We start from the raw sequence: 25,889 nt of genomic DNA, 5'->3' as shown, positions 1-25,889 counted from the left end.
CTCCGTAATAAAAAAGACCATCTTGATGATGGTCTTTTTTTATCAGCTGCTTACAAAATAGCAGGCACGCTACACTATAGGCAATAGAGTGAGCTACGGCTGCGAACCGCTACTTCTTCACCGCTGTAACTGTCATAGATGTGGATATCAGGTTCCGCTTTCAGGTATCGAGAAGGGTTCTTTACTTCACGCATCTTGATGTAGTTTTTGTTGGGTGAGACTCGCTCAATCGCTTCTACTCGAAAGTAGGTGTTTGGCTTCGCGAGTATTTCTGCTTCATCTGGTTTGAACGTATACGCGTTAATGGCGCGACCTGCCGACTTGAGTTCAATTTTGAATTGAGCAGCAGAAGCACCTTCATAAACACCGGCTGAAGAAAAGTTCTTGGCGACACTTGGTAGAGTTGATGTCGATAAAAACGCTTTCTCATGCAGAATATCACCCACGTTGAGTTTATCGAGTAGTGAGTTCTTGATGGATGAGCCACGATAAACTGTACCTTTGTAGTTAGGCAGTTTATTCATGACATTTCGCATGTGGAATACGCGTGATTTCAATGTTCGGCCAAACATTTCGGATAAGTAGCCTTCAGGCTCTCCCGCTCTCATGTATTCATTCACCACATCATGGTCAACTCGGCCGTAATTCTTGATGGCAGAGTACTCTTCACTGATCATCTTTTTTTCAGCTTTTACATGGTGTGTCGTTGCCCAATCCATCAAGTCATCCGCAATTTGTTGTTGCGCCTGATAGGAGAGTGAACGCCCTTTAAACTCAGGAAACTCCTCACTCTGTGCCGAAAAACTGATCATTAAAGAGAGACAAAGCACTCCAATAAATTTTTTCATTGCTTGATCCTTAGTTTATGTACAAACGAGAGAGTGCCAAAATGACGCTTCTACTTCTTCGCCTGAGTAGAGGTTATATTTCTGAGTATTTTTGACTGCAGATGCCTTCACCGTTTCCACGCCGATGTAGGTATGGGTAGAGGTTCGCTCTATCTGAGTGGTTCGGAAGTGTGCATTTGGCGCAAATAGAACCTCTGCTTCTTTGCTGTATTCCGAAAGCCCAGCAATGGTGTGCCCCCCTTGATTGATGTTTACTTCAAACAGTACTCGTTTGAGCCTTTGCGGGGAGTTGGGATGCACTACCGAAAAGCGCTTAGCGACTTCTGGGAGAGTAGACGTTGAGGTAAATGCTGGCTCGACCAACACGTCCCCCTCTTCGATCTTATTAAGTAAAGATTGTTTTACCCAAGTGCCTCGATAGGCGGTCCCTTTGTATTTTGGTAGCTTGTTGAGAGCCGATTTAACCGTGCGAATGTAATGCCTCGCATCCGCCCCTGCGACCCCCCATGTTGAGGTGTCAGTGGCTCTTAGGTAGTCATTAGCGGTCTGATAGCCAGAAATGGAAAAGTCTTCCACTGCTTCCTTTTCATTAGCAGTGATGAAGGAATAGCGCCAATCATTGGAAGCCTTTGACCAGTCTTTGAAGTCTTCTGCTAGCTGGGTCACTTCTTCCTCTGAACGGTTTGGCTGTTTGAGCGAATCAAACGGTTGAGAGAAGGTCGTAAAACTCAGACAACAGAGCAGTAATAAAAAACGAGTATTCATAGTGTCCGCCCTTTATTGGTAGCTGTTAGGGCTTAAATCACATGGAATGCCGAAAGTGTTCTGATTGATGACGGCATATTTCAGAGCCCCAAACATATTGAGCTGTTGGCGAGTGACGGCGTCGTACCATTCTGAGATAGGTGAAATCCAATACAGGTCCTCGTCAGCCGCAACATCAAGCAGTGCGCTCTTAAGGTATGGGTAGTAAATCATGCAGCTACGACCCGGTTTATCGGTAAAGTTTTCGTTTGTATTGCTTAACTTATCGAGTTTTTGATTGAGCTCAGACGTTGGATTAAAGATCGCATCGATAGAACGCTCAATGCGCGCATCGTAGCTATCAGGGATAATGTCTGAAATCAGGTAGCGCATTAGGTGCGCGGGTAGCATCTCTGAGAACAGAGCGGTGACTTCACCTTCCCCTGATGCGTAGTGTCCAGTAGAGATATGTTGAGAGTGGATGATCGACGTATAGCGCTGGAATTGACCCACTTGCGAATGTAGCCATTCAATGCCGTTACTGTCTGAAACACTGATTGCTTCAGCAAGACGAGTTTTTACGATCCCTTTCGCGAGTTGCAGCGTGTTGCCTTCCAGGTGAGCAAGATCCAGTGAGGACGATTTCAGTGCAGAATAAATCAGTGGCGCATTTTTCTGAAGATCAATGCTACCTGGGTAAGTGAAGCTATAAAACTCGGTGGCTCTCTTAGCCTGCCATTCACTCTCTAGCGCAGTGGTGATCAAGCCACCAAGCTTTTGATAGCGCTTCGAATGCACATAGGCGCCTTTGCCTGAGTAATTTGCGTGCCAATTGTTGATGTAATGTAGCGACGCTTGTCGTGAAAGGTTCTCTTTTTGAAGGTAAGACAAGCTCCACCCAGCACATGCGCTACCGCCACCACATTCACCTTCAAGCATTGCGCTTGAGTCCAGTAACCAGTGATAAACCTGTTGTTTGTCGAATTCAGCTTGCTTTTTTAGACGTTGCTGCGCAGAAAAATCCAGCAACTGTTGTTCCAACCAACGCTCCTCTGCTTCGGCATTCCAACCATGATCAATTAGGTTACTAAGTGAATCGAAAAGCACGCGTTTTACTGCTTCTTTGCTTGGCGGCGAGATCTGAGCAATAACGGTATCTTCAGATGGAATAAATGGGCGAGTTTCTGCTGGTACCCAAGCGTACTCAACGCAACCCCTAAAGTTTGGGTCGCCTCCTAGAATGCCAATACGAACGCATTTTTCGTAACCACTTTGCAGGACGATCTCTTTGTTGCGTATTTCTTGTGTTGTTGCTGGGCGCCCCAGAATGCTGCGTGTCATCTCGTCAATGGCGCTGCGCTCGGCTTGTCCTTTGAAGAAATTATGCATGGTTTCTACCGAACCTGAACGGAATAGTCGCTCTATGGCGATATCACCTTGTGTGAACATCTCTCTTTGTAGCTTACTCATCAGTAGATTGACATGATTATCTGCCGTTTCGATGATCTGTGTTTTAGCCGCAAGTGTGCGTGCATACAGCTGTTGAACTGCAGCTTGGTCTAGCCCCTCAATTTGACCAGTTCGCAACTCATTCAGTTTGGCAATGGCTTGATCTAGCAGGTTCTGCTGACAGTGCTGAAGTTTGGCCAATGCGCGGTTCGCTTGGCGTTTTGAAGGTAATGCTGGTGGTAGGGAGTTACTCTCTTCAATATCATGATCAGGATAAAGGTCTGCCAGCACTCGAGTTTCCTCGTTACAGCTAGAGGCAATGTCCGATGCGAACAGTCGAGAGTCTTTATGGTCGAGAGCCAGTTGGCTAAAGATGGCCTTGCGGAGCTCGTGGTCGACCGCGGTGATCAGCTCTTCCGCCATAATGGTCTGAGCTTTTACCACCTCTTGATAATGTTGTTGGTATTTGAGGGCAAGATCGGTGGCAAAGCCGTGTGCAACGGCGTTCAACATCGCTTGCTGGTCTGAGGCGAGTTCTGCCCAATAAATTTTGTCTCTTAAATCTTGCTGGGTAACGAGATCCTCATGAACGTGATAACTGTAATGGTTACCTGCTGCAATTCTATCCCAGCGACTACTCAAAATTTGGCGGTCGATCTCTCTCGCAGGCAGCTTTAAAACGCCAAACCAATCGACGAGCCCCATTACTGTGGCAAATCGATCGTAAGAGGTACGTGATTCATCTTGGAAGCTAGTTGCGACCTCATTTGCCCAAAGCCCAACGGCAACCGCGTCGACAATCGGTCCCAGAGCTTCCAGTGCACCTTTCGCTAGCCCTGTCGTTGAACGGCCCAAAGTGTCCATCAGCCTTGCTGCTTCCTCAGGTGCTAGCGTAACCGCAGAGGCGGGTCCTGTTTCTAGTAAGGTGGCAGTTTCAGGGAAAACATCACTGGCTTCAGAGAGAGAGGGTTTTAAGTCGACAATGTGCTCTGGCGCTGATGGAAACAGGTTTTCAGGAGTAATACCTTCACCGAAGGCATCATAGTTTTTCTGTCGGATCTGATGAAAGCTTTCGCTGTCCAAGACGTTATATTCGTCTCCGATGTTACAGACCTGAAAGGCATTAACGTTGGATGAAATCATAGCAGTAATAAGTGCTAATCTTTTTAACTTCATAGGTTTATCCTTATTGTTAGCGAAGTTATATGCTTAATTTAGAAAGCAAAAAGCCTCTCCTTGCCGAGATGGAAAAGAGATAACTAAAGGTTGTTGTGTGGGGTGTTTCGAAAAATTGTTTACTCAAATCACCAGGGGGATGATATGAGGTTTAGCTTTGGTGTTGTGATTAGGGGAATAGCTTCCCCTAATCATTCTTTGTTGAATCTTGCTGAGGTTAACGGTTTAGCTTAAAGATACTGACTGCTTGCGTGAGCTTCTCAGACAGTGCAATAAGCTCCGACGCTTTCTCTTGGTTCGATGCTGACAAGCTGTGTGTCTGACGGGCTTTGTCATTGACGTCAACGATACTCTGGTTGATTTCGCCTGCGACAAGGGTCTGTTCTTCAGTCGCTGTGGCTATCTGTGTATTCATGTCTTCAATAATGGTGATTGAGCTCGAGATTTCATTGAGTGAAGCCTGTGCTTGTTTCGCATTTTCCATGGTGACATTTGATGCCTCTCGGTTCATCTGCATCATCTCCATAGAGCTATTGGCTTCATGTTGCAGTGAAGTAATCACCTCTTGAATTTCGTTGGTACTCTGTTGAGTGCGGTTGGCTAGGTTACGAACCTCGTCAGCAACAACTGCGAAGCCTCGACCTTGCTCACCTGCTCGTGCAGCTTCAATGGCAGCGTTAAGAGCGAGTAGGTTCGTTTGGTCTGCAATGTCTTTGATCACGTCTAATACGGTGCCAATGCTTGAGGTTTTCTCACCTACAGTGTTAATAACATCGGATACTTCTTGAATCCCTTGAGAGAGGCTCACAATACTGTGATTTACAGTATCGAACGTTTGATTGCCAGACTGTGCTTCTTGAGCAGCTTGCATTGCCGCTTCTGAAGCTCGATGGGCGTTTTGTGCGACTTCATCTACAGCGACCGACATTTCGTTCATTGCCGTCGAGGTTTGCTCTAGCTGTTCCATTTGTGAGGCAGAGCTGGCATTCACGTTGTCGGCAGCGTTGGTTATGCCTTCGGCAAAGGTAAACAGGTCGTTTGATGAATTACGGATGGTTTCAATTGTGGTGCTCAGCTCATTGACCATATCGTTAACCGCAGCGTTAATACCAATCGCTTTACCCTGTTGCTGTTTGATTGCGGTAAAGTCACCAGAGGCTACTTTAGCTACTGTCGCTTCTATTTCGCTTGGCTCTCCACCGAGTGGGCGGTAAACCAAAACTTCAACAACGTAGTACACGCAACCCGCACAAATGAACAGTAGCGTCAAAGAGGTGATCAGAGTTTCAGTGAGGTTATCCTTTGAGTCTTGATTAACATTGTTCTCTTTATCCCACGCCCAGACACTCCAACCAAGATCGTTGATTTTAGCGCCTGCTGCCAAGAACTCAGTATTCTCAAAAATGTACTCGAAGCTCTCTTCTCGCGTGGTGTCTCTGTTTGCGAAAGCTGGGATCTCGTTGAAGATATTTCTACCTATCAAAGACGCGTTTTGTGCAGCTAAGATAAAGCCGTCTTCACGAGTGACGAAGATTTTATTATTTGTGGTGAGTTGCTCGGTGAATCTAGTCAGGTCTTCAACTAAGATGTTCAGAGCAGCCACGCCAACAATCTTGCCTTGTTTGTAGATAGGCGTTGCTAGAGACATTACTTGGTCACCGGTTGATGCCAAATAAGGGCGAGTAATGATTTTGTCCTCGCCGCTCATTGCTTTCAAAAACCATTCGCGTTGTTTGGTTTTTGCGTTGAAATTTTCGATCTGTCCATTTGTCTTTGACGAGTAAGAAGTACCATCCGCTAGAGAAAAGTAGATGTTAGTAACCTTGGTTGAGCTCATGGCACTATGGAGAGTTGTGATTGCTCGTGATATGTCGACTTGACCACGCTCATCGAAGGATAGCTCATTGCTCACTACGTTCAAAATATCAAAGTAGCGATTAATTTTCTGTCCGATAGTATCTGCAATCAGTTGAGATTTATATCCTAACTGTTTTTTATAACCTATCGTCGAAGAAGCTTCGAAATTCTTCCAGCTTAAAAAGCTTGTCGTCATGATTAACATGACAGTTAGCCCCATAATAGAAAGTATTATTTTTAGTTTAGCACTCATAACTTGTTCCAATATAAGCAGTGTTAATTATTTTTTAGTTTTCTTATCATTCAGATAAATGTCTGAATAGAAATAATATAACACTTATAAAATGCACATATAAGCTCGGTTTATTTGTGAATGATATACATCTAATTAATATATGCAATATTTATTAAATGGGTCGATTACTTATTTGTTCGATGTATTAAGTGCTTATTTTTCTTGAGCCAATATCTCAAGTTTAAACTGGTCTTACTTGTCACTTATATTGCCTAGGCCTTGCTATGTATGGGTTTGCTGGCTGATAGTTACCCTTAATTAAAATATGGTTATACATTTTAAGCACTCTAAATAAATCATAAAATGAAGGTTTATTTAATTATATTTAAAATAACTCAACTGGTCTGATTTGTTGATTGCCGCAACGGTAGGTGCGAATTAAATAAATAAAGATCTTTCTAATTAAGACTATGCTATTTTAGTTTTTGTTTAAGTTAATTTTCGGGATAGGTTTATTCTGGTAAAATAAGCTTGATATACTTGTGTTTTTTATTGCTTTAAATGAACCTCTCTATTTAGAACTAATTTTCTAAATTCTATGATCTATCAATTAATTCGGCTTCTTCCAAAAAACGCAGCCAGTTCGGCTGCGTTTGTTTTGGTTATTTTGGCAGTGAGCCGTGTCATGCTTGAGTTTAGCTAGTCAGCGCTAGAGAAGATCAGGAACAAAGTTAGCGACGATGGAGACATCGCTGAAGTTGCGATAGCCGCGCACCATGATGCTGAATTCACCCGCAGGTTTGTTCAATACACATTGTTCGTTGCTGCTATTCTGGTACGGGCGGCAGTCAAAGTTCGCTTTCGATACCACACCGTTATATTTGACGTATAAGTCGGCATCGCCACTGCGAGGCCCCGTTATGGTTACGGTCAATTTCCCTGCATATTCCGTCGTTACGGTAAAGAATTGCTCGTCACCGTAGCCTGCGGATAGCCCTTCAACAGGGACGTCATATTGAAGTTCTGTTGGACCAGCAACAGGTGAATCTAGGCTGGTTTCAACGAGATAAGCAATCGCCAACTTAGCGAACTTTGAGGCATGGGTTGCAGTTGGATCTGAGTTCTCAATCGTATCATGCTGAGTGTGGATGCTAGGGTTGTAATCGTTGAACATGCTCTCGAACGGCATAGCTGCTGGGTAGCCAACGTTGTGCCATGAGGCGTGATCGGAACAGGCATAACCACAACGGTCGAAACTGTAACTGATGTCGCTAGCATAGGTGTCAATTAACTCACTTAGGTAAGCCGTTAGGTTGCTGTCAGTGTAGTCGGTGATGAAGGTGATATCGTGCGCGGAGCCATTGTAGTTAGTCATGTCCAACTGAAGTACAGAGACAATATTTGCTTGTTCGTCTCTAAGTGCATTAGCAACATCTTGTGAGCCACGCAGTCCTACTTCTTCAGCCGCATAGCCATAGAACTTGATGGTTTTGTCTGGCTGAATACCACTAGCTATCATCAAACGTAGCGATTCAGTAACTGTGGCAATCCCTGACGCATCATCGTCTGCTCCTGGAGATATTGTGCCTTCGCTCGTCCAAGAACCAACGGTTGAGTCGAGGTGTCCGCCGACGACAACGATCTCTTCCGGATACTTCGCGCCAAGCAAGGTGACTGCGACAGACTTTTGCGGATACTCTTCGTGCGTGATTTGGCGTGCTGAAGCGTATGGCACATCTTTGATTTCCCTTTTCCAACGCTCTAGCAGCCAATCTGAAGCAGCAACACCCGTAGAAGTGGTATAAAAACGGTTGGTGAAGTTGGTTAGATTTTCGATGGTCGTAACCATGTTGCTTGGCTCAACCTGAGCGAGCAAATCATTCACTGTTTCTTGATGACTGATCTCCGGTTTTTCGAAGGTGCTCATTGTTAGTGGCATTGCTGAAGCTTTAAGCGCGCTTGCTTTGTCTTCGTGCACCATATAGCCGCCACAACGGTGAGTCTCTTCGTGCATATGGCTCGAGAGCGCAGCCAGTTGCTTCGCATTGATTTTTGCGACGACCGAGTGTTTGTTCCCGTTTACTGCTGGGTAAACCGTTGCGCCGTGCTCCACTATCAGGTGCTGAGCGTCAGCATCGGTGGTGATCCAAACCTCTGAGCTTTCTGGCGGTGTAATACCTAGGGATGCGTAAGCCGTTGCGTTGCCAAATAGAGCCACCGTGAGAATACTTTTTTGAATAGCCATTTGATGTCCTTTCTATCGTTTATATTGTTGTTTTTCTTCTTATTGCTTTAGCTATGAGGATTTTCATCATCCACATAGTCAAAGGGCCCCTTTCGGAGCCCTGAATTAACTATCGATTATTGTGTTTTGATGAAACGGTAGTGTTTGGTTTCTGAACAAACATCGCTTGAGGTACACACTTGGTACTCTACATCTACTGTGCCGTTGTGACGGAACTTATCGACGTATGAGTTGAAGTCTGTTGCACCAACATTTTTGCCATTACGCTTAATCACGAAGTAATCGTTAGTGTCGTAATCCCATGCCAGCTTGACGCGAGCTTTACCATTCGGATTTTTGTTACCGAACTTCAGTTTTAGTGGGAAACCTTCCGCAGAGTCACCTTCAATCGTGATCGATTTGCTTGTTGATGTTGCAACGCCAGCGTCGTCAGTTACGGTCAGTGTTACCACGTAGTCGCCCGCTTCAGCGTAGGTGTAGCGAGTTACTTCACCCATTTGCGTGTTGCCATCGCCAAGGTTCCATTGGTAAGAGACGATTTGGCCGTCGCTATCTGAGCTGGTGCTGCGAAGTTCGACTTCTTTACCAACCACAGAGTGCTCAAATGACGCTACAGGTGGTACGTTAGTGCTACCTGCTTCGTACGACGCTTTCAGGTTGGCACCTGTGTAATCTGAGTAGCCCAGAATGTTAACGGTGTAGCGACCTGCTGTTGGGTTCTCGATGACACAAATTTCATTGGTCACGCTTTCACTCTTACAGATGTTCTCTTGTGGGCTTGGTGCATAATCGAGACCGACATACATATCTGGATCACCCGTAGAGACAGCCAGATCAATCGTTAGTTTGTTTTGGCCTGCGGGTACTTCAATATCAAAGTAAGTCTTGGAACCTGTTTCACCAGCCACTGGAGCTTCAACACCATTTTCTAGACGCTGATATTCAGGCTCTGGCGGTAGTGGTGGCTCATCACATGGTGTGACTCCCACCAATGCGAATGCAGAAACCACGTCATCGGTATTGTAGCCAAGATCGGTCGCTGAGCTTTTCACGCCACAAGCACCTTGCCAGAAATCACTGTTTTCCGACCAGTAGATCTGGTTAGCTAATACGAACAACTCGAATGCTTTCTTTGTATCCCAACCCTGTGTCGTTGCAAGGTGGTAAAAGGCCTTGTTGAATACACCTGAGCTGTAGTGCACGTTCAAGCCATCGTAGTATTCCGATGCGTTGTTGATTGAAGAACCGTCACGTGATGGGTCATCCATGTAACGTAGAGCACCGTCACCTTTGAAGATATTACGACCGACCATCCAGTCGTTGGTGCCTTTCATGTAGTATTCTGCAGCTTCGCCAGCGATGTCTGAGAAGGCTTCATTCATACCGCCAGATTGGTTTGCGTAGATCAGACCTGAGTTTTGCTCAGTGAAACCGTGGCTGACTTCGTGTGCTGATACGTCAAGGCTAACAAGCGGGTAGAAGAAGCTTTCACCATCGCCAAATGTCATAGCCTTACCATCCCAGAATGCATTCTCATAGTTTGAGCCGTAGTGAACACGCATCATGAGTTTGAAAGAAAGTGGTGCAGTATCGAACCAGTTTTTGTACATATCGAAGACAACGTTGCCGAAGTAGTGGGCATCGTTTAATGGAGAATAGGCACCGTTTATTTCTTTGTGTTCGTTGCGAGGGCATTCGTAGCTGTAAACAGTATCGCCATCTGTTGCGCCATTTAAGTCAACCGTGACAACGTTGTCCGACTCCATCACACATTGAGTACCGTTTTCTTGCACATCGAGATAGTGATAGTCCGTACCATATTCGTACATGCCTGTTTTTTCGTTCCCACCAGGCCCTGTACCGATCTGTGCGTGAGCAATACCTTCCCAACGGTCAATGATTTCACCTGTGTGAGCATCTAGCATAGTGAATGGTCGTGAAGGCTTGTCACCACCCTTGATGAGGTAAGACACAACGTACACTAAGCGTGTTTTATCCGATCTTTGCTTGCTGACGCCCTGGTTATTCTCACCTTGATAGATAAACAACTCATGCTGGATATTGTCTAAAGATTTAGTCGTTAAGCCCTGAGCCTTTAGATCTTTACTCGCAAATTCAACCGCTTGAGCGCTATTGATTGATGGCTTGACGAAGGAGCGCTCTAGAGATGTCGTTTTCAGGTAGCGACCTTGAACAGACTTAAGCGCACCACCTTGAACGCTTTGGGTTGCGTTTAGGTAGTGTCCCCAAACCGGTGTCCCCCATATGTTCTGCTGGATCTTAACTTTGTAGATACCGCGCTTTTTCAGGTTAACTTCTTTAACCATTTTGAAGCTTGAAGCATTGCTGACGCCTAACTGAGTATTTAGCCCAGAGAAGCTTGTAAAGTTGATCGGTTGATTAATGCTAACGGATTCACCCGCGTGCACTGATAAAGACATAGCACTAGCTATAGCAACGGCAACTAAACGCTTTTTCATTTTCATTGTTATTTTCTCTTTCCATGTAAAACCCATGGAAACGTAACAAAAATATCACATTGAATTTACATTATTCGATCGGATTAATTAGTAGCATGGCAGCGATCTCTTTTATTCATGAAAATTATATTTCTCGTATTTACAGATAGTTATGATTTCTGTTTATTTTTGAATGCACTCATATGCTTTATTTATAAAATCATGATGAATTTATTAACTGTTATTTGGCGAAGTGAAATAAGACCATTGTGTGAATTGATCTGTGCCTCAATTAATTGAGTTCAAGCTGATAGAAGAGTAAATGGTTGAAATGCGTACGTTGTACTTTGCGACGATTAAGTGATTTTAAAAATGATTTTGACGAAGATTCTATCTTTTAGACGCTTATTGCTTAAGTTGTCATTTATTTCGCATCGCGATTTTTGAGACGTTTTTTGGCACAGCGCTCAAAAAGTCAGGAACAAAAAAACCAGCGACGAATGCCACTGGTTTGAAGATTCTTGCTTGGACTAGCTTGCGTTTAACGTTACGTAAGCTCTCGCAAATTACTGCTTTTTACCGCCAACTTGAACGTAGTCGATGCCGATAATGCGGTTGATGATACCAAGGGCAGAGCTGGTGTCAGAGTTTGTTGAACGGATGGTATCAACACTTGCACCTTCAGGAACCAGTTCCATTGCACGATCCTGTGTATTACCAGGAATTTGGAAGCCTACGATGTTGAAGCTTTCAGCGTGCGCAGTGTACACCTCATCGTTGTGGGTAATACCTGAACAACCTGCAAGAGAGACAATACCTAAAACAACTAATAATTTTTTCATAAACATACCTTTAGAATAAATGGGATCTAGAGGCTTTGCCTTTGGCACTAATGATTCGTAAAGAACGTCGGAGCGGTTCTTCGCCGCACTCAAGTGACAAGCCATTAATGTGGCGCCAAGGTTATCTAGATCGAATAAATGGATTGGGAGACAGTGCCTCCCAACCGATGTGAACATTATTCCAGAGGAGTTTTGTCGTTACTGTATGGCTTTGTCAGCTGCTTGGTTACAGAGTGGGAAAGTGATAGTGAAGACCGCCCCTTTCAAACTAGGGCTTTGAGCGATCTGGACGGTTGCACTGTGTTGGGCGCAGATTTTATGGACGATAGATAACCCTAAGCCATGACCACTCTTAGCTTTGTTACGTGCTTTGTCGCCAACATAAAAGGGATCGAACAGGTGTGCTCGGTGTTCTTCTGCAACGCCATCACCATCGTCATGTACCGCAATTTGTAGCTGATCTTGGTGTTTGGTTACTTCAATTGAAATCTGTGTGCGTGCAAATTTCATTGCGTTACGCACGAGGTTATCCAAAGCACGATTGAGCAGGGTTTCATCTGCCACTATCGATTGCTCGTGTTCTGGTAAGCAAAGGTCAATACTGAGCGCGGTCTCTTTATTCCAACGCGTCGTAGCGTGATCGAGAAAGTTTTTTATTTCCAATGGCTGCTGCAGGCTTTCGAGAGCAGTGCTATCGAGCTTGGCATAATACAAGAGCTCATCAACCATCTTTTCCATCTCTTCCGTATCTTCAACAATGCTCTCAATGGTTTTCTCTTGTTCTTCATTCAACGGCGTGTCTTTAAGCATTTCAGCTTGCCACTGAATACGAAATATTGGCGTGCGCAGTTCATGAGCGACCGCATTGGTGAGCGAGCGATTACTTTCAATTAGGCGGTGAATTCGATCGGCCATGAGGTTGAAGGACTTATTCAATGAGCCAATCGCAATGCCACTTGAGGTTTCAGCTCGCGTCGAAAGATCCCCTTCTGCAAAACGCAGAGTTGCGGATTCAAGCTTCTTAACTCGTCGAAAAATGATCAGTACATGGCACAAGCCATATAAGATAAAGCTAGCTAAAAAGAACAGCCAGATTAGGTCATCCTCTAACTCTATCTTTTGCCTCACTAACGCTTCACTGTTGGGTAGATAGTGGTATGTGTTGTCACTGTTTGCTAAGCGAAACCACAGGTCACGTTCGTCATCATGAAAGATAAAGGTATTCGGGTTGGCGGTGAAGAACTCTGAAACAGGGCCTGGTATTTCATCATCTGGGCTGAAGGTCACCAGCTTGTTCCGCGTTGTCTCGACAAACTGATTTATGGCTTGATGAGCCGCCTCAAGCCCCTGATTTTTTGCGATGTTTTCTATAAGTTGTTGGTGCGCTGCTGCTTCATAGTCTTGCAGCACATATTCGTAGTCGGTATTAAGCTGATAGACACAGATCTCATAGGCGATAATGCCGCTCATAAAGCAAACTAGCAGCCCTAATAATGACTCCAAATAGATACGTCGCATAATCGTTCTCTTTCATTACGCTCGTATTGAGCGAGGTTAATGCCAAGCGGTGGACACAAATAAGTAACCTTTACCGCGAATGGTCTGAATTTTTTCTGCTGGCGTATGGTCGTCACCCAGTATTTTCCTTAGGCGCACGACTTTGTTGTCAATGGTTCGATCAATGCCGTCATACTCAATACCGCGCAAGGTTTGTGTCAAGTAGTCACGTGATAGTGGTGTATCAGGGTTACTCGCCAATAGCCAAAGTAGGTCAAATTCACTGTCTGTGAGTGACAACACTTCACCTGCCAGTTCGCATTTCTTATAAGTGTTTTTTAACACCAGTTGATCGAACTGTAGGCTGTCTGAGTCATCGGCTGAAGCGGTATTAGTGTCTTGGCGGCGTAATAATGAACGAACTCTTGCAAGCAGAACTCTTGGTTTGATTGGCTTAGTGACATAGTCATCAGCCCCTGTCTCTAAGCCTGCGACATGATCAAAGTCGTCGTCGCTAGCAGTGAGCATCAGGATTTTACCTTTGTAATGTGTACGCGTCTGTCGGCAGATTGTAAGTCCGTCGCTTACAGGAAGCATCAGGTCCAGTAATACAATGTCTGGTTGTTCAGCGAGGATAGTCTGTGCAGCACTGCTGCCATCATCGAGTACCGAGACGTCAAAATCTTGCGCGATAAAGTAGTCTTGCAACATTCTTTGAAGCTTTAAATCGTCTTCCACGATGATCATTCTAGGTTTTGTCATTCCATTATCAGCCTTATCGTGTGTTTAACTTATGAGATTCCGTGAGTGCAATTATCTTATTAGGTAATCATAGTTGCATATTAGATTGGAATGCTTCACGAAAAATACCTGATGCGAATGATTAAACACTTTATAAGTTAGTTCAATGCTGAATTGGCATTTATAACAAAAATAAAAAACATTGTTCAAATGTAAGACTGGCAACCATTAAGCCCAACTTTTGAATGGGCTTAATGGCGAGGTTCTATTTCAATAGACTAGATGGAAGGCGGTAGATGTGAGGTGAACTAAGCCTGCCCTTCGGGATACATGGCATTATGGTGCCTCGCAAATTCAATGAACTCGTCTAGTGGCATCGGTTTGGCAAAATAAAAGCCTTGTACTTCATCGCATCCTGCTTGGTTCAAGAACTCCAGCTGCGCTTTCTCCTCGACACCTTCAGCGAGAACGTTAAGAGACAGTTCGTTTGCAAGCTTACATATCATGTTCAAAATGGATTGGTCATCGGTGTTTTTCAGTAAGTCTTTGACAAACTCGCGGTCGATTTTTAAGCGATCAATCGGCAGCAGTTTTAGGTAACTTAGAGATGAATAACCCGTTCCGAAATCATCCAATGCGATTTCGATTTTTAGGCTTTTTAAGTCGTTCAACATTGCTACGACTTTGGATACGTCGCCTAGCATGGCGCTCTCGGTGACTTCCAATTCTAATAGTTCTGGAGAAAGCCCCGTTTTTTCGAGTATCAGTTGCGTCAACTCCAAAATATTCTGCGCAGAAAATTGAATACTGGAAATATTGACCGCGACTTTTACTCCGCTTAATTCTTTGTGGCTCTGCCAGTGGTGGCAGTCGGTCGTTGCCTGCTCGAAGATATGCGCTCCCATTGGAATGATTAAATGTGACTGCTCTGCCAAAGGTATGAATAGATCCGGCCTTACAATCTCACCGTTGGCCTTTTTCCAACGCATAAGTGCCTCAGCCCCGATAATGCGCTTTGTCTGCACACAAAATTGAGGTTGGTAGTAAGGGATAAACTCACGCTCTTCGATGGCGTTGTTCATCTCCTTAATTAACGCTACACGTTGCAGCGCTGCGTACGACAGTTCGGGTTGGTGTCGTACCGTGATACCTTCGCCTCTTTCCTTAGAGACATACAGCGCAATGTTGGCTTGTATCAGCATTTCTGAACTGGTTTGCGCACCGTGAGAACTGCAGCTTGCACCAATATTAGCAACCAGTTTTATCTTGTTGTCATCAATAATAATCTCATTAGAGATCACATCGCTTAACATAGCGAAAAACGCTTCAGCACCCTTGTCACCGTCGTGCTCTTTCGCGGGCACAGCGATACAGAATTTGTTCTCATCAAGTCGACCTAACAGAAGATCAATCATTGTTGAAAAACTTGATAGGCGTTTAGATAGGTGAAGCAAAATAGTATCACCTGCCTTATAGCCAAGGGTGTTGTTGATGTCTCTAAAGCGCTTAATATCAATGATTAATACGGTGACATGCTGATTGTTTTCTTCTTGTATTGCTAACAGATCATCGAGCGAGCGCAAGAAGCCTAAACGGTTGGGCAATTTAGTGAGTGAATCATAATAAGCGAGCGTTTCGATTTTCTTAGTTAAGGCTCTGCGCTGTTGTTCTTTGTCGTATAGCCCAGAAAATGCCAGCTGTAGTTCTGATATTTCGTAGTAGTTCGCGGGTAATAACGTCACGTTCTCATCTTTGCCTTGAGCTAACAAACTAAGTGAACGAGTGATGTTTTTTAATGGTGTTGAAACCCTGCGAGCCACCTTGTAGTTGATTAGCATGACCGTAAGAAAACTTAGGATACTGATCAGGGTCAGCGACTTGTTGATCATCTCACCATATTCAAGCCAGTCATCAACGACAGTCGTGACCTCTAACAGGCCACGAACATCGTTGAGTTTCCAATCATGCTTGGGGGAATCTGGGTGGCTGTTGTGGCAGTTCACGCAATTGGCGTTACTCAGGCGGTCTGCGCGTGCAACTCGGACAAGTGTTTGATTGTTCTCTTTTACAAACTCTACATAAAAGTCATCGGGCTTTTTGTTTACCGCAACCCACGCGCGTTTTTGAAACTCATCAAAAAGCCTATCTTGGCGATTTTTGAACGGATACGGGCTAGTAAACGACGTTGTGATTGTGAGATCTTTATCAGAATTATCAAGCATTTCGATAAGGAAAGTGGCAGGTACGGGAATACTATTCTCTTGGGCGTGGTGAGCGGTTCCAGCAACCAAGTGTTCATTATTGACCACCTTTTCAACCACATGTGAGGCGTAGTAATTACGAATGCTATGGAATGTTGTTACATAGTTCTTCGCGTTCTCAATCGATACTCTTTGAACAAAATTTTCCAGAATAATGGTAGATATTAAGGAGAAGAGCAAAATACAAACAAGTGCAATGACTATGATTGGATAAACAATGGTCCAAGATAGTGACCGCTTCATACAATACCTTTACTGAAATTTAAGTTGGCTTAGCCGTAAGTGTTTGATTTCATATGGCTAATGTTGGGTTCGACGGCATTATATATATCTGTAGATAAGCTAATGTAAGGCTATGTAACTGGTCTAACTTGTTGGCTTTGTATGAGCTGGATATAGATTGGTGAATGGTATCAGTCGCTATACATTCTATTACATTCTCAAGACAGATAGTTTGACAGCTAAATAATAGAATTTTCCAATCTTACGTTTGGGGGAATCATTGCATGAAGTACTATCGAAACGCGCTGTTGGCATTACCATTAATCTTTTTAGCTGGATGCCACTCTGGCTCTAACACCATGAAGAAACAATTACCTCAACCCAAAGCCGATTACGTGTTCTCATCGGCCAAGCTAGGAAAGTTGTATCAAGACCGAGAAGAGCTCCAAGAAGCCTTCACACTGAATTACGATGGTGTGCAGTACGAGAAAGTGATGTTTGCCGAGGATATTAGCGGGCAGAAAAAAGTCATCAGGCTTGTCGACCGACTAGGTCAAACCATTGACATGTATTTCCCTGATGCTGGAGTCGATACCTGTGGCATTTACAAGGAAGGGGGTTTCTATGATGAGTTTGATTGCAATGCTGCACAGCGCTCAGTGTCGAATGAAACCACGTTAATCCAAACGACAACCAGTGATAGAAAACGGCCCATTGAATTTGAGTTCTATACTGAAGCGTTAGATTACGTGACGACGCTAGGCTCTACGGTTCTAACCCGCTCTCTACAAGATAACAAAGTCACGATCACTACCTCGTTCGCTTTTAATGCTTTTTACCGAGAGCGCTTAAATAAGCCTGCTGTTGGTGAGCGCATTGACTCCACGTTAGGCGTATCAACCTATTCTCAGCTGTTTGACATTGTGAAGTTATCTCAAGGTCGCGAAATGACATTAAAGTTCGATAATCATATTGGCGGGAGTGCCGATGATGAAATTAACATGTACACCGGGCGCATGATCCATAGCAATAAAATGACAACCATCGTGACTCCAAGAGGTTCGGTTTTCTCGGGTGGTACGGACTTATTCGCAGCGGGTTACCCACGTATTTTGCAACGTGCGGACACCAGTAAAGCTATTGAACAGAATAAGCAGCTTGGTGTACATAGTTGGGCTGAGGGAGATAAAACCGCGAAAGAATTTCCTTACACTAATGAGAGCCATCGCAGCCAAGCGACTTACTTTAACAAGGTGATGGGAGACAAAGGGATCGCTTTTTATATGTTTACCCTAAATTCAGCCCCAGCGTCTGGTGAGCATTGGATGACGAAAGCGGACTCTGATAAATACAGTTTCATTACCCGTATTGAGTAAGTTTAGGGACGACAACTGAGCGTTCTCCACCGATTGCTAAAGGTTGATAGTGGCTTTGTCATTATCAACCTTTTTTGTGTTTGTTTTTTCCATTTCAACTTCATTCTCAAATTGAGAAAAGCGACAGGTTTCAATGTAAGTTATTGTTAAATATTGCTTTATTTTTCGGCACTATACTTGCTCTATTTCTCTTTACACGTTTAAGGCTGGTGAAGAGAGGGAACAGAATGAGAAATTGGAATTCAGTCATACTGCCGAGTTGCTTGGTGCCATGTGTTGCGATGGCGTTGACAACCGCAGATCTTACATTTGAATCTGGAGCGGATGCTTCTAACTATTCTGCAAAAGGTAAACCCAACAATACCTATTCAATATCAGAGTCACTTCCGCAAGATGTTTTAACTAACGTTTACTCGATGCTGCCTGAAGGGAGTACGGTCAATAGTGCATTCATTGCTCCTGAGCGTTATTCAAGTATTGATATTGACGATGAACTAAATGGCGCGGAATACGCCACTGTATCTTTGACGTTCCTCAACGAAGGAGCCGGTTACCGAAATACCCTCGGTTACTTTGTTTATGATACCGACAACCCACCTGCAACTAAAGATGACATCAACGCACACGTTGTGGTGTTTCCTAATACATCCGTTGCTGATGTTGGGGAAATGCAAGAAGGGGATACCATCGATCTCAATGTCCAACTCACCGCGGGTCAAACATTGGCCTTCTTTATCATTTCGAATGGTTGGGGCTGGGAAGGATCTTATAACAACATCCCTTGGCTTGGCGGTTGGGGAACGCCTTTCTACAGCTACCCTGCGTTGAACCCAGAGGCGACTGCTGAAAATAGAAGACACAATGTTGCTTTCCTTGATACCGAGAATGAGTTCTTGGTACTTGGTTTTGAAGATATCTACCGACCTAGTGGAGATAATGATTTCAACGACTTGATCTTCACGGTTGACGTGACTCCGTTTTCTGCGGTTGATGGGGTTAACGAAGATGGTACAACAGACTCGAAATATGAGGTTCTTGTCCAAGAGAACAATGAAGATGTGACAGTGACAACCGTCTACCCAAGTTCGAATAGCTACGCAACAATTGCCTTTGAGGATAACTGGCCGCTAAAAGGTGACTACGACTTCAATGATGTGGTTTGGCGTTATCAAGTCACGGAGCTGCTTAACGGTCAACGAGAACTCAAAAATTTGACCGTAGATTACACGCTTCAAGCGATGGGTGCAGGCTATTCGAATGGTTATGCTGTGAAGTTGCCGAATGTCTTGCCTGCGAATGTAGCGTCTACCACACTGACTCGTAACGGCGTCGCTGTTGGTCACACGATTTTACAAGCGGGAGACAGTGAGACGATTTTGATGGTGTCAGAAAATCTAAGAGAGGATCTGGAAAACTTAGGTGAACTAACAGAAAGCTGTGTTTTCTACCGAACCCAAAGTGCGTGTTCTGGGGTACAAAACGCAGACGTGCTTAACTACCAACTGTACGTGGAATTTACTACACCAGTATCACGTGATGATATAGGTTACCCACCTTATGACTCGTTTATCTTTGGAGCTGATGGTACTTATCACGGTGACTTCGTTACGACCCCACCGGGTATGACGTGGCAAACTCACTTAAAAGAGTTTTCAGGTACAAGTGATATGAATGACACCTTGTTCAACAGTCATGATGATAGCTCTTCAGGCTCTGAGTCGTTCAAAACCAGCAATAACATGCCATGGGTTATTAATATTCGAGACGAATGGGATCACCCTGTAGAACTGGTTGATATCAGTGATGCCTATACGTCATTCCCTACATGGGTAACCAGCAGCGGTGAAACTGATGGTGAATGGTATAAAGCACCGACCACTAACAAAGTTATATCAGCGACGGATGAGTAGGAGAGCACCATGAATAAGATCAGCAAATTAATCACCATGACATCCTTCTCACTCATAGTCAGTGCTTGTGGCGGCGGTGGAGGAGGTGGCGGTGGTAACACGAGTGCATCACCTGCACAGACTCCAGATACGACACCGTCTCCAACACCTGCTCAACTGCCTGCGTCAGCAATCCAACCAGCCGCGATCAGTACGTCTGACATTGTGGCGCCTGTTGGCTTCTCATTCGATATCGGTGAGAAGATCAGTTTGTCGATGGACTACACGGGAACGACGGCAGGGGCTCTTCATTTGTACTCTGAGTCAGCATTTGTCATGAGTAATGGTGATGTTGTTGCGGAGCCTACTTCTCGAATCACAACCGTTTATCCAACACACACCGATGTCGTAGAGTTAGAAGTCAATGGCAACTGGGAGCAGATCTATGCTCGTTGGGTGCCAATGAGTAGTAAGGAGCAAGAACAGAGCTGGATGATCACACTCGATCAGCCGAGCAATAGTTACCATTTGGCTTTCCAGTAACGTGTCGCTTCTCGATAAAATATCGAGCGATATTAGTGATAGTATTTCCAATTTAAAGTACCCAAATATTTGGGTACTTTTATTTTTCACCTGCTTTCCCTTCCTTTATTCCAAAGAAAAATAGAGCCGAAAAGAGGGCTTTCTCATTTAGTAAGCCCACCTCCTCTTCTGCTTGAAACTTAGGCGTTTTAATCAATATCTGTTGAGCCATAACCATCATAGTTCAAACTTTTAATGAATTTGATTAGTGCTCTAAATGAATATTAAGTGTTTGTTTTTATTGTGATTGTTGTTTGGTTGGTGTTGTTTTGTTAACGGTTTGTTTTAAATAATCATTTGAACCCTAACTAAATTTCTGTCATTTTATATTTAACTGAACGTTCAATAAAAAATAAAAGGACTGAGAAATGCCGAAGGTTGGGATGCCTGATATACGTAAACCACAGCTTGTTCAAGCCACTATGGCTGTGATCGATCGAGTGGGTTTACATGCCGCGAGTATTGCGTTGATCAGCAAAGAAGCGGGAGTCTCTACCGGCATCATTAATCACTATTTTGGTGGCAAGCACGGCCTGCTCGAAGAGACCATGCGTGAAATCCTTCGCCAACTGTCCAATACCATCACCACCTCATTAAAAGCCCTTCCTGTTGATGCTCACCAACAGAGGATCAATGCGATCATCGATGGCAACTTCGAAGGCTATCAAGCCGAGAATAAGGTCGCGAAGGCGTGGTTGGCGTTTTGGTCTTACTCCATGCATGACGAACAGTTAAAACGATTACAGCGCGTGAATGAAATACGTTTACTCTCGCATTTACGCCTTGAATTAAAAGGTATTTTGGATCATGAACAAGCGGATCTCGTTGCTCACGGGATTGCTTCTATGATTGATGGATTATGGCTAAGAGGTACGTTAAACCCTGATGGTATTGATGCTAAGAAAGCCAAAGCCATCATCAATGATTACCTTGATAAACAACTGACGTTCTATTCGTGTGACACTAAGTAGACCGCGGTTTTGTCATAGAGCAGCACTAGAACGACCAATACTTACAACTAACATTCAAACAAGACCAACAGAGTCTAATAACAACAATCAAGTCAGAATCTCAAATGGAAATGAACTCGTTATATATTGACGGCGCAGCAGTGAACGCTACGTCTGGTGAAACCTTTGATAGCATCAATCCAGCAAACGGCGAGCCTATTGCCATGCTAGGCCAAGCCTCTGCGGCGGATGTCGATAGCGCTATCGAATCAGCAAAACGTGGCTTCGCAGTGTGGTCAGCAATGACAGCAGTCGAGCGCAGTCGCATTCTTTTGAAGGCGGTAGAAATACTTAGAGCTCGAAATGATGACCTTGCAAAACTTGAGGTTGTTGATACGGGTAAGCCACTACAAGAAGCGATTGAAGTGGACGTAGCCTCTGGCGCGGATGTTATTGAATACTTTGCTGGCCTGGCGCCAACGCTGCAAGGTGACCAACAACCGCTTAGCGAATCTCAGTTTTTCTACACACGCCGTGAACCGTTAGGTATTTGTGCGGGCATTGGTGCGTGGAACTATCCAATCCAAATTGCGATGTGGAAATCAGCTCCGGCGCTGGCTGCGGGCAACGCGATGATTTTCAAACCTTCAGAAGAAACACCGTTAACCGCTCTCAAACTTGCCGAGATCTTTACCGAAGCAGGCCTTCCAGATGGTGTGTTCAACGTGGTTCAAGGTGATTACCGTGTGGGCCAAATGCTAACGGCTCATCCTGATATCGCGAAAGTCTCGTTTACGGGTGAAACCGGTACGGGTAAAGCGGTTATGGCTGATAGCGCTAAGACGCTTAAATCAGTGACGATGGAGCTTGGCGGAAAATCACCAATGATCGTATTTGATGATGCGAAATTGGATGATGCGGTTTCGGCTTCTATGGTCGCTAACTTCTATACCCAAGGCGAAGTATGCACCAATGGCACTCGTGTTTATGTACACGAAGATATTTATGACGCATTCATCAAACAACTCAAAACGCGCACAGAGAAACTGGTCATTGGTAATCCAATGGAGATGGAGACTCAGATCGGTGCGTTGATTTCTAAAGAGCATCTTTCGAAAGTCCTTGGTGCGATTGAGCTGGCGAAACAGTCTGGCGCTACTCTATTGACGGGCGGTTATCAAGCAACCGACAACGGCCTAGAAAACGGCAACTTTGTTATTCCAACGGTGTTTGTCGATTGTGATGACTCTATGCCACATGTTCAGCAAGAGATCTTTGGCCCAGTGATGTCGGTGATGAAGTTTACCGGCGAAGACGATGTGATTCGCCGTGCTAACGACACCAAATATGGTCTGGCCGCAGGTGTATTCACACAGAACCTTTCTCGTGCTCACCGCGTGATCCACCAAATGCAGGCGGGTATTTGTTGGGTAAATACGTGGGGCGATTCACCGGCAGAAATGCCTGTTGGTGGCTACAAACTTTCGGGTATTGGTCGTGAAAACGGACCAGAGACTCTACTTCACTATACGCAGACTAAGAGCATTCTTATCGAACTTGGCGATTACGCTAGCCCTTATGCCTAACGCGTAACACTCGATTTAACGGGCTAGCGTTTTAGAACTAGCCCAACTGACTCATCTCAGGGAATAGATAACATGGAACAACGCTACGATTATATTATCGTCGGCGCGGGTTCGGCCGGCTGTGTGTTAGCGGATAGGCTAACGGAAAGCGGTGAACATAGCGTTTTATTACTGGAAGCTGGTGGCACGGATAAGAGCATTTTTATCCAGATGCCAACCGCGCTTTCTTACCCAATGAATACTGAAAAGTACGCTTGGCAATTTAAAACTGATCAGGAACCGGGTCTTGATGGGCGTGAATTGCACTGCCCACGTGGCAAGGTGTTAGGTGGCAGCTCATCAATCAATGGCATGGTTTACGTGCGTGGCCACGCGTGTGACTTCGACCAGTGGGAAGAAGAGGGTGCTGCCGGCTGGAATTACCAAGCGTGTTTGCCTTATTTCCGCCGCGCTGAATCGTGGAACAAAGGTGGCGACCAATACCGTGGTGACAATGGCCCAGTCGGCACATGTAACGGTAATGATATGACGCTAAACCCACTTTACCAAGCGTTCATTGATGCAGGTAAAGACGCCGGTTACCCAGAAACTCAAGACTACAACGGCTACCAGCAAGAAGGCTTCGGCACTATGCACATGACGGTAGATAAAGGTGTTAGAGCCTCAACCTCAAATGCTTATCTGCGTCGAGCATTGAAGCGCCCAAACCTTACGTTGAAAAAAGGCATCGTGGCGCGCAAGTTTTTGATCGAGGTTCAATCAGATAAAAGCAAGAAAGCAGTCGGAGTGGAATTTGAAAAGTCAGGCAATATCCAAACTGCTATGGCGAACAAAGAAGTGCTCTCTTCTGCGGGCTCTATCGGCTCTGTTCAACTACTGCAACTATCTGGAATTGGCCCAAGAGCGGTGCTTGAAAAGGCAGGCGTGGAAGTTAAACACGAGTTGAATGGTGTGGGTGAAAACCTTCAAGACCACCTAGAAGTCTACTTCCAATATCACTGTAACGAACCTATCACGCTTAACAGTAAGCTTGGCTTGGTGAGCAAAGGAATGATCGGTGCAGAGTGGATTCTTACTCGCAAAGGCTTAGGTGCGACCAATCACTTTGAGTCGTGCGCCTTCATTCGATCTCGCAAAGGATTGAAGTGGCCAAATATCCAATACCACTTCCTACCAGCAGCAATGCGTTATGACGGCCAAGCCGCCTTTGATGGTCATGGCTTCCAAGTACACGTTGGTCCTAATAAACCAGAAAGCCGCGGCACGGTTGCTATCACCTCAGCAGATCCGCATGCCAAACCTCAGATTCAATTCAACTACATTTCGACCGAGCAAGACCGCCAAGATTGGCGTGATTGTATTCGTCTAACGCGCGAAATTTTGTCGCAACCAGCAATGGATTTTTACCGTGGCGAAGAGATTCAGCCTGGCTCGGATGTGACTTCTGATGAAGCGATTGACGAATGGGTTAAGCAGAATGTTGAAAGTGCTTATCACCCATCATGTGGCTGCAAAATGGGTGCTGATGATGACCCAATGGCAGTGCTTGATGAAGAGTGCCGTGTTCGCGGCATCGAAAGCCTGCGTGTCGTTGACTCTTCTGTTTTCCCAACCATTCCAAACGGAAACTTAAATGCGCCAACCATCATGGTTGCAGAGCGCGCATCTGATCTGATTCTGGGTAAACCAATGCTCAAAGAACAAGACGTTCCTGTGTGGATAGCACCTGAATGGCAAGAGAAACAAAGAATCAACAAACCCGTCAGAGAAGCGTAACGCGCGGTGACTGGGTGAAAAACGATTAGAAATTCGCAATAAAAATAATTAGTTAAAAGTCAGCAAAACTGCCTCCACTGATTGAGAAGAGGCAGAAAAAGGAAAGATTAAAAGGAACCATTATGACGACTCTAAACATGCACAACGTGACCACAAAAACGTTAGCCTCATTAGCGATTAGTTCATTTGCATTTGCAGCCAACGCTTCCGTTGAACCACAACAATGTGAAAACGTACGCTTTGCCGATGTTGGTTGGACTGACATTACCGCTACCACAGCTGTCACCACTGAACTTTTAAAAGGCCTAGGCTACACCACAAAAACCGACCTGCTTTCAGTACCTGTGACTTATTCTTCAATGGCTAACGGCGACATCGATGTGTTCCTAGGGAACTGGATGCCGACTATGGAAGGCGACATTGCTAAATACCGTGAAGCGGGCACTGTCGAAACGGTTCGTGCCAACCTAGAAGGTGCTAAGTACACGTTAGCGGTACCTAAATACGTTTATGACGCGGGGGTTAAAAGCTTCGCAGATTTAGCTAAGCACGCCGATAAATTCAAAGATCGTATCTACGGCATTGAGCCAGGTAATGATGGTAACCGTCTAATCCAATCGATGATTGACTCTGACGCATTCGGTCTAAAAGACTTCAGCCTAGTTGAATCAAGTGAAGCGGGCATGGTGTCGCAAGTATCACGAGCAGCACGCCGCAGCCAATGGATTGTTTACCTTGGTTGGGCACCGCACCCGATGAACAGCAACGTTGAGATGGAATACCTTTCTGGCGGTGATGACTTCTTCGGCCCGAATTACGGTGGTGCGAATGTTTACACCAATGTTCGTTCAAACTACCTATCTGAATGTTCAAACGTCGGTCAGCTTCTGCAAAACCTAGAGTTCACACTAGAGATGGAAAACCAATTGATGGAAGACATCCTCAACCAAAACGCAAAGCCTGAAAAAGCGGCGCAACAGTGGTTAAACGACAACCCACAGCAAGTTGAAGCTTGGTTAGATAACGTAAAAACTCATAAAGGTGAATCAGCAACTCAAGCGGTTACTGAGTACTTAAAGCAAGTAAAAGCGTAGTTCTACCTATAGACCTGTTTACCAAAGCTATATAAAGAATAAAGGTGGGCTTCGGCCCGC

At 44.9% G+C, this 25,889-nt stretch carries 17 protein-coding genes; 7 read left to right on the top strand and 10 right to left on the bottom strand.

What is annotated here, in order from left to right; translation table 11 throughout:
* Positions 1-74: 74 nt before the first annotated feature.
* The 10 genes from L0991_18760 to L0991_18715 form a co-directional block, all read right to left on the bottom strand.
* Positions 75-848 (bottom strand): ADP-ribosyltransferase, encoded by a 774-nt coding sequence (locus L0991_18760; GenBank protein ID XGB64072.1) that lies wholly within the window; start codon positions 846-848, stop codon positions 75-77.
* A gap of 15 nt (positions 849-863) precedes the next feature.
* Positions 864-1,613 carry an ADP-ribosyltransferase gene (locus tag L0991_18755; protein XGB64071.1) on the bottom strand — a complete coding sequence of 250 codons (750 nt, stop codon included), beginning with the start codon at positions 1,611-1,613 and terminating at the stop codon, positions 864-866.
* A 12-nt stretch (positions 1,614-1,625) separates the two neighbouring features.
* Positions 1,626-4,217: a hypothetical protein gene (locus L0991_18750; GenBank protein ID XGB64070.1), complete on the bottom strand. Its 2,592-nt coding sequence runs from the start codon at positions 4,215-4,217 to the stop codon at positions 1,626-1,628.
* A 217-nt stretch (positions 4,218-4,434) separates the two neighbouring features.
* Entirely contained in the window at positions 4,435-6,327 is a 1,893-nt protein-coding gene (locus tag L0991_18745; GenBank protein XGB64069.1) for a methyl-accepting chemotaxis protein, read from the bottom strand.
* 691 nt (positions 6,328-7,018) lie between these two features.
* Positions 7,019-8,554 carry a M28 family metallopeptidase gene (locus tag L0991_18740; protein XGB64068.1) on the bottom strand — a complete coding sequence of 512 codons (1,536 nt, stop codon included), beginning with the start codon at positions 8,552-8,554 and terminating at the stop codon, positions 7,019-7,021.
* Between the two features lie 116 nt (positions 8,555-8,670).
* The gene (locus L0991_18735; GenBank protein ID XGB64067.1) at positions 8,671-11,040 is read right to left on the bottom strand and encodes a M4 family metallopeptidase; all 2,370 of its coding nucleotides are present in this window, start codon (positions 11,038-11,040) and stop codon (positions 8,671-8,673) included.
* A gap of 539 nt (positions 11,041-11,579) precedes the next feature.
* On the bottom strand, positions 11,580-11,855 hold the full coding sequence (locus tag L0991_18730; GenBank protein ID XGB64066.1) for a hypothetical protein: 276 nt from the start codon (positions 11,853-11,855) through the stop codon (positions 11,580-11,582).
* Positions 11,856-12,053: 198 nt separating this feature from the next.
* The gene (locus tag L0991_18725) at positions 12,054-13,373 is read right to left on the bottom strand and encodes an ATP-binding protein (protein ID XGB64065.1); all 1,320 of its coding nucleotides are present in this window, start codon (positions 13,371-13,373) and stop codon (positions 12,054-12,056) included.
* Between the two features lie 36 nt (positions 13,374-13,409).
* Positions 13,410-14,114 (bottom strand): response regulator, encoded by a 705-nt coding sequence (locus L0991_18720; GenBank protein XGB64064.1) that lies wholly within the window; start codon positions 14,112-14,114, stop codon positions 13,410-13,412.
* A 287-nt stretch (positions 14,115-14,401) separates the two neighbouring features.
* Positions 14,402-16,597 carry an EAL domain-containing protein gene (locus L0991_18715; GenBank protein ID XGB64063.1) on the bottom strand — a complete coding sequence of 732 codons (2,196 nt, stop codon included), beginning with the start codon at positions 16,595-16,597 and terminating at the stop codon, positions 14,402-14,404.
* 263 nt (positions 16,598-16,860) lie between these two features.
* On the opposite strand from L0991_18715, the gene L0991_18710 reads away from it, so the two are divergent.
* The 7 genes from L0991_18710 (at position 16,861) to L0991_18680 (ending at position 25,829) form a co-directional block, all read left to right on the top strand.
* Positions 16,861-17,952 carry an alpha/beta hydrolase gene (locus L0991_18710; GenBank protein XGB64062.1) on the top strand — a complete coding sequence of 364 codons (1,092 nt, stop codon included), beginning with the start codon at positions 16,861-16,863 and terminating at the stop codon, positions 17,950-17,952.
* Positions 17,953-18,179: 227 nt separating this feature from the next.
* Positions 18,180-19,862, top strand: coding sequence for an LruC domain-containing protein (locus L0991_18705; GenBank protein XGB64061.1), 1,683 nt, complete (start codon positions 18,180-18,182; stop codon positions 19,860-19,862).
* A 9-nt stretch (positions 19,863-19,871) separates the two neighbouring features.
* Positions 19,872-20,384, top strand: a complete 513-nt coding sequence (locus L0991_18700; GenBank protein XGB64060.1) for a hypothetical protein — start codon at positions 19,872-19,874, stop codon at positions 20,382-20,384.
* A 407-nt stretch (positions 20,385-20,791) separates the two neighbouring features.
* A complete protein-coding gene (gene betI, locus L0991_18695) occupies positions 20,792-21,394 on the top strand; it encodes a transcriptional regulator BetI (GenBank protein XGB64059.1) in 603 nt (200 codons plus the stop codon).
* 104 nt (positions 21,395-21,498) lie between these two features.
* Entirely contained in the window at positions 21,499-22,959 is a 1,461-nt protein-coding gene (gene betB / locus L0991_18690) for a betaine-aldehyde dehydrogenase (GenBank protein ID XGB64058.1), read from the top strand.
* Between the two features lie 72 nt (positions 22,960-23,031).
* Complete coding sequence (gene betA / locus L0991_18685; protein ID XGB64057.1) at positions 23,032-24,735, top strand: choline dehydrogenase; 1,704 nt, start codon at positions 23,032-23,034, stop codon at positions 24,733-24,735.
* A 122-nt stretch (positions 24,736-24,857) separates the two neighbouring features.
* A complete protein-coding gene (locus L0991_18680; GenBank protein ID XGB64056.1) occupies positions 24,858-25,829 on the top strand; it encodes a choline ABC transporter substrate-binding protein in 972 nt (323 codons plus the stop codon).
* The last annotated feature ends 60 nt before the right edge of the window (positions 25,830-25,889 follow it).

Origin of the sequence: Vibrio chagasii, from assembly GCA_041879415.1 — a bacterium.
In the GTDB taxonomy this organism is placed as follows: Bacteria; Pseudomonadota; Gammaproteobacteria; order Enterobacterales; family Vibrionaceae; genus Vibrio.
The sequence above is the reverse complement of the archived record's forward strand: the minus strand, read 5'-3'. Positions and strand labels throughout refer to the sequence as shown.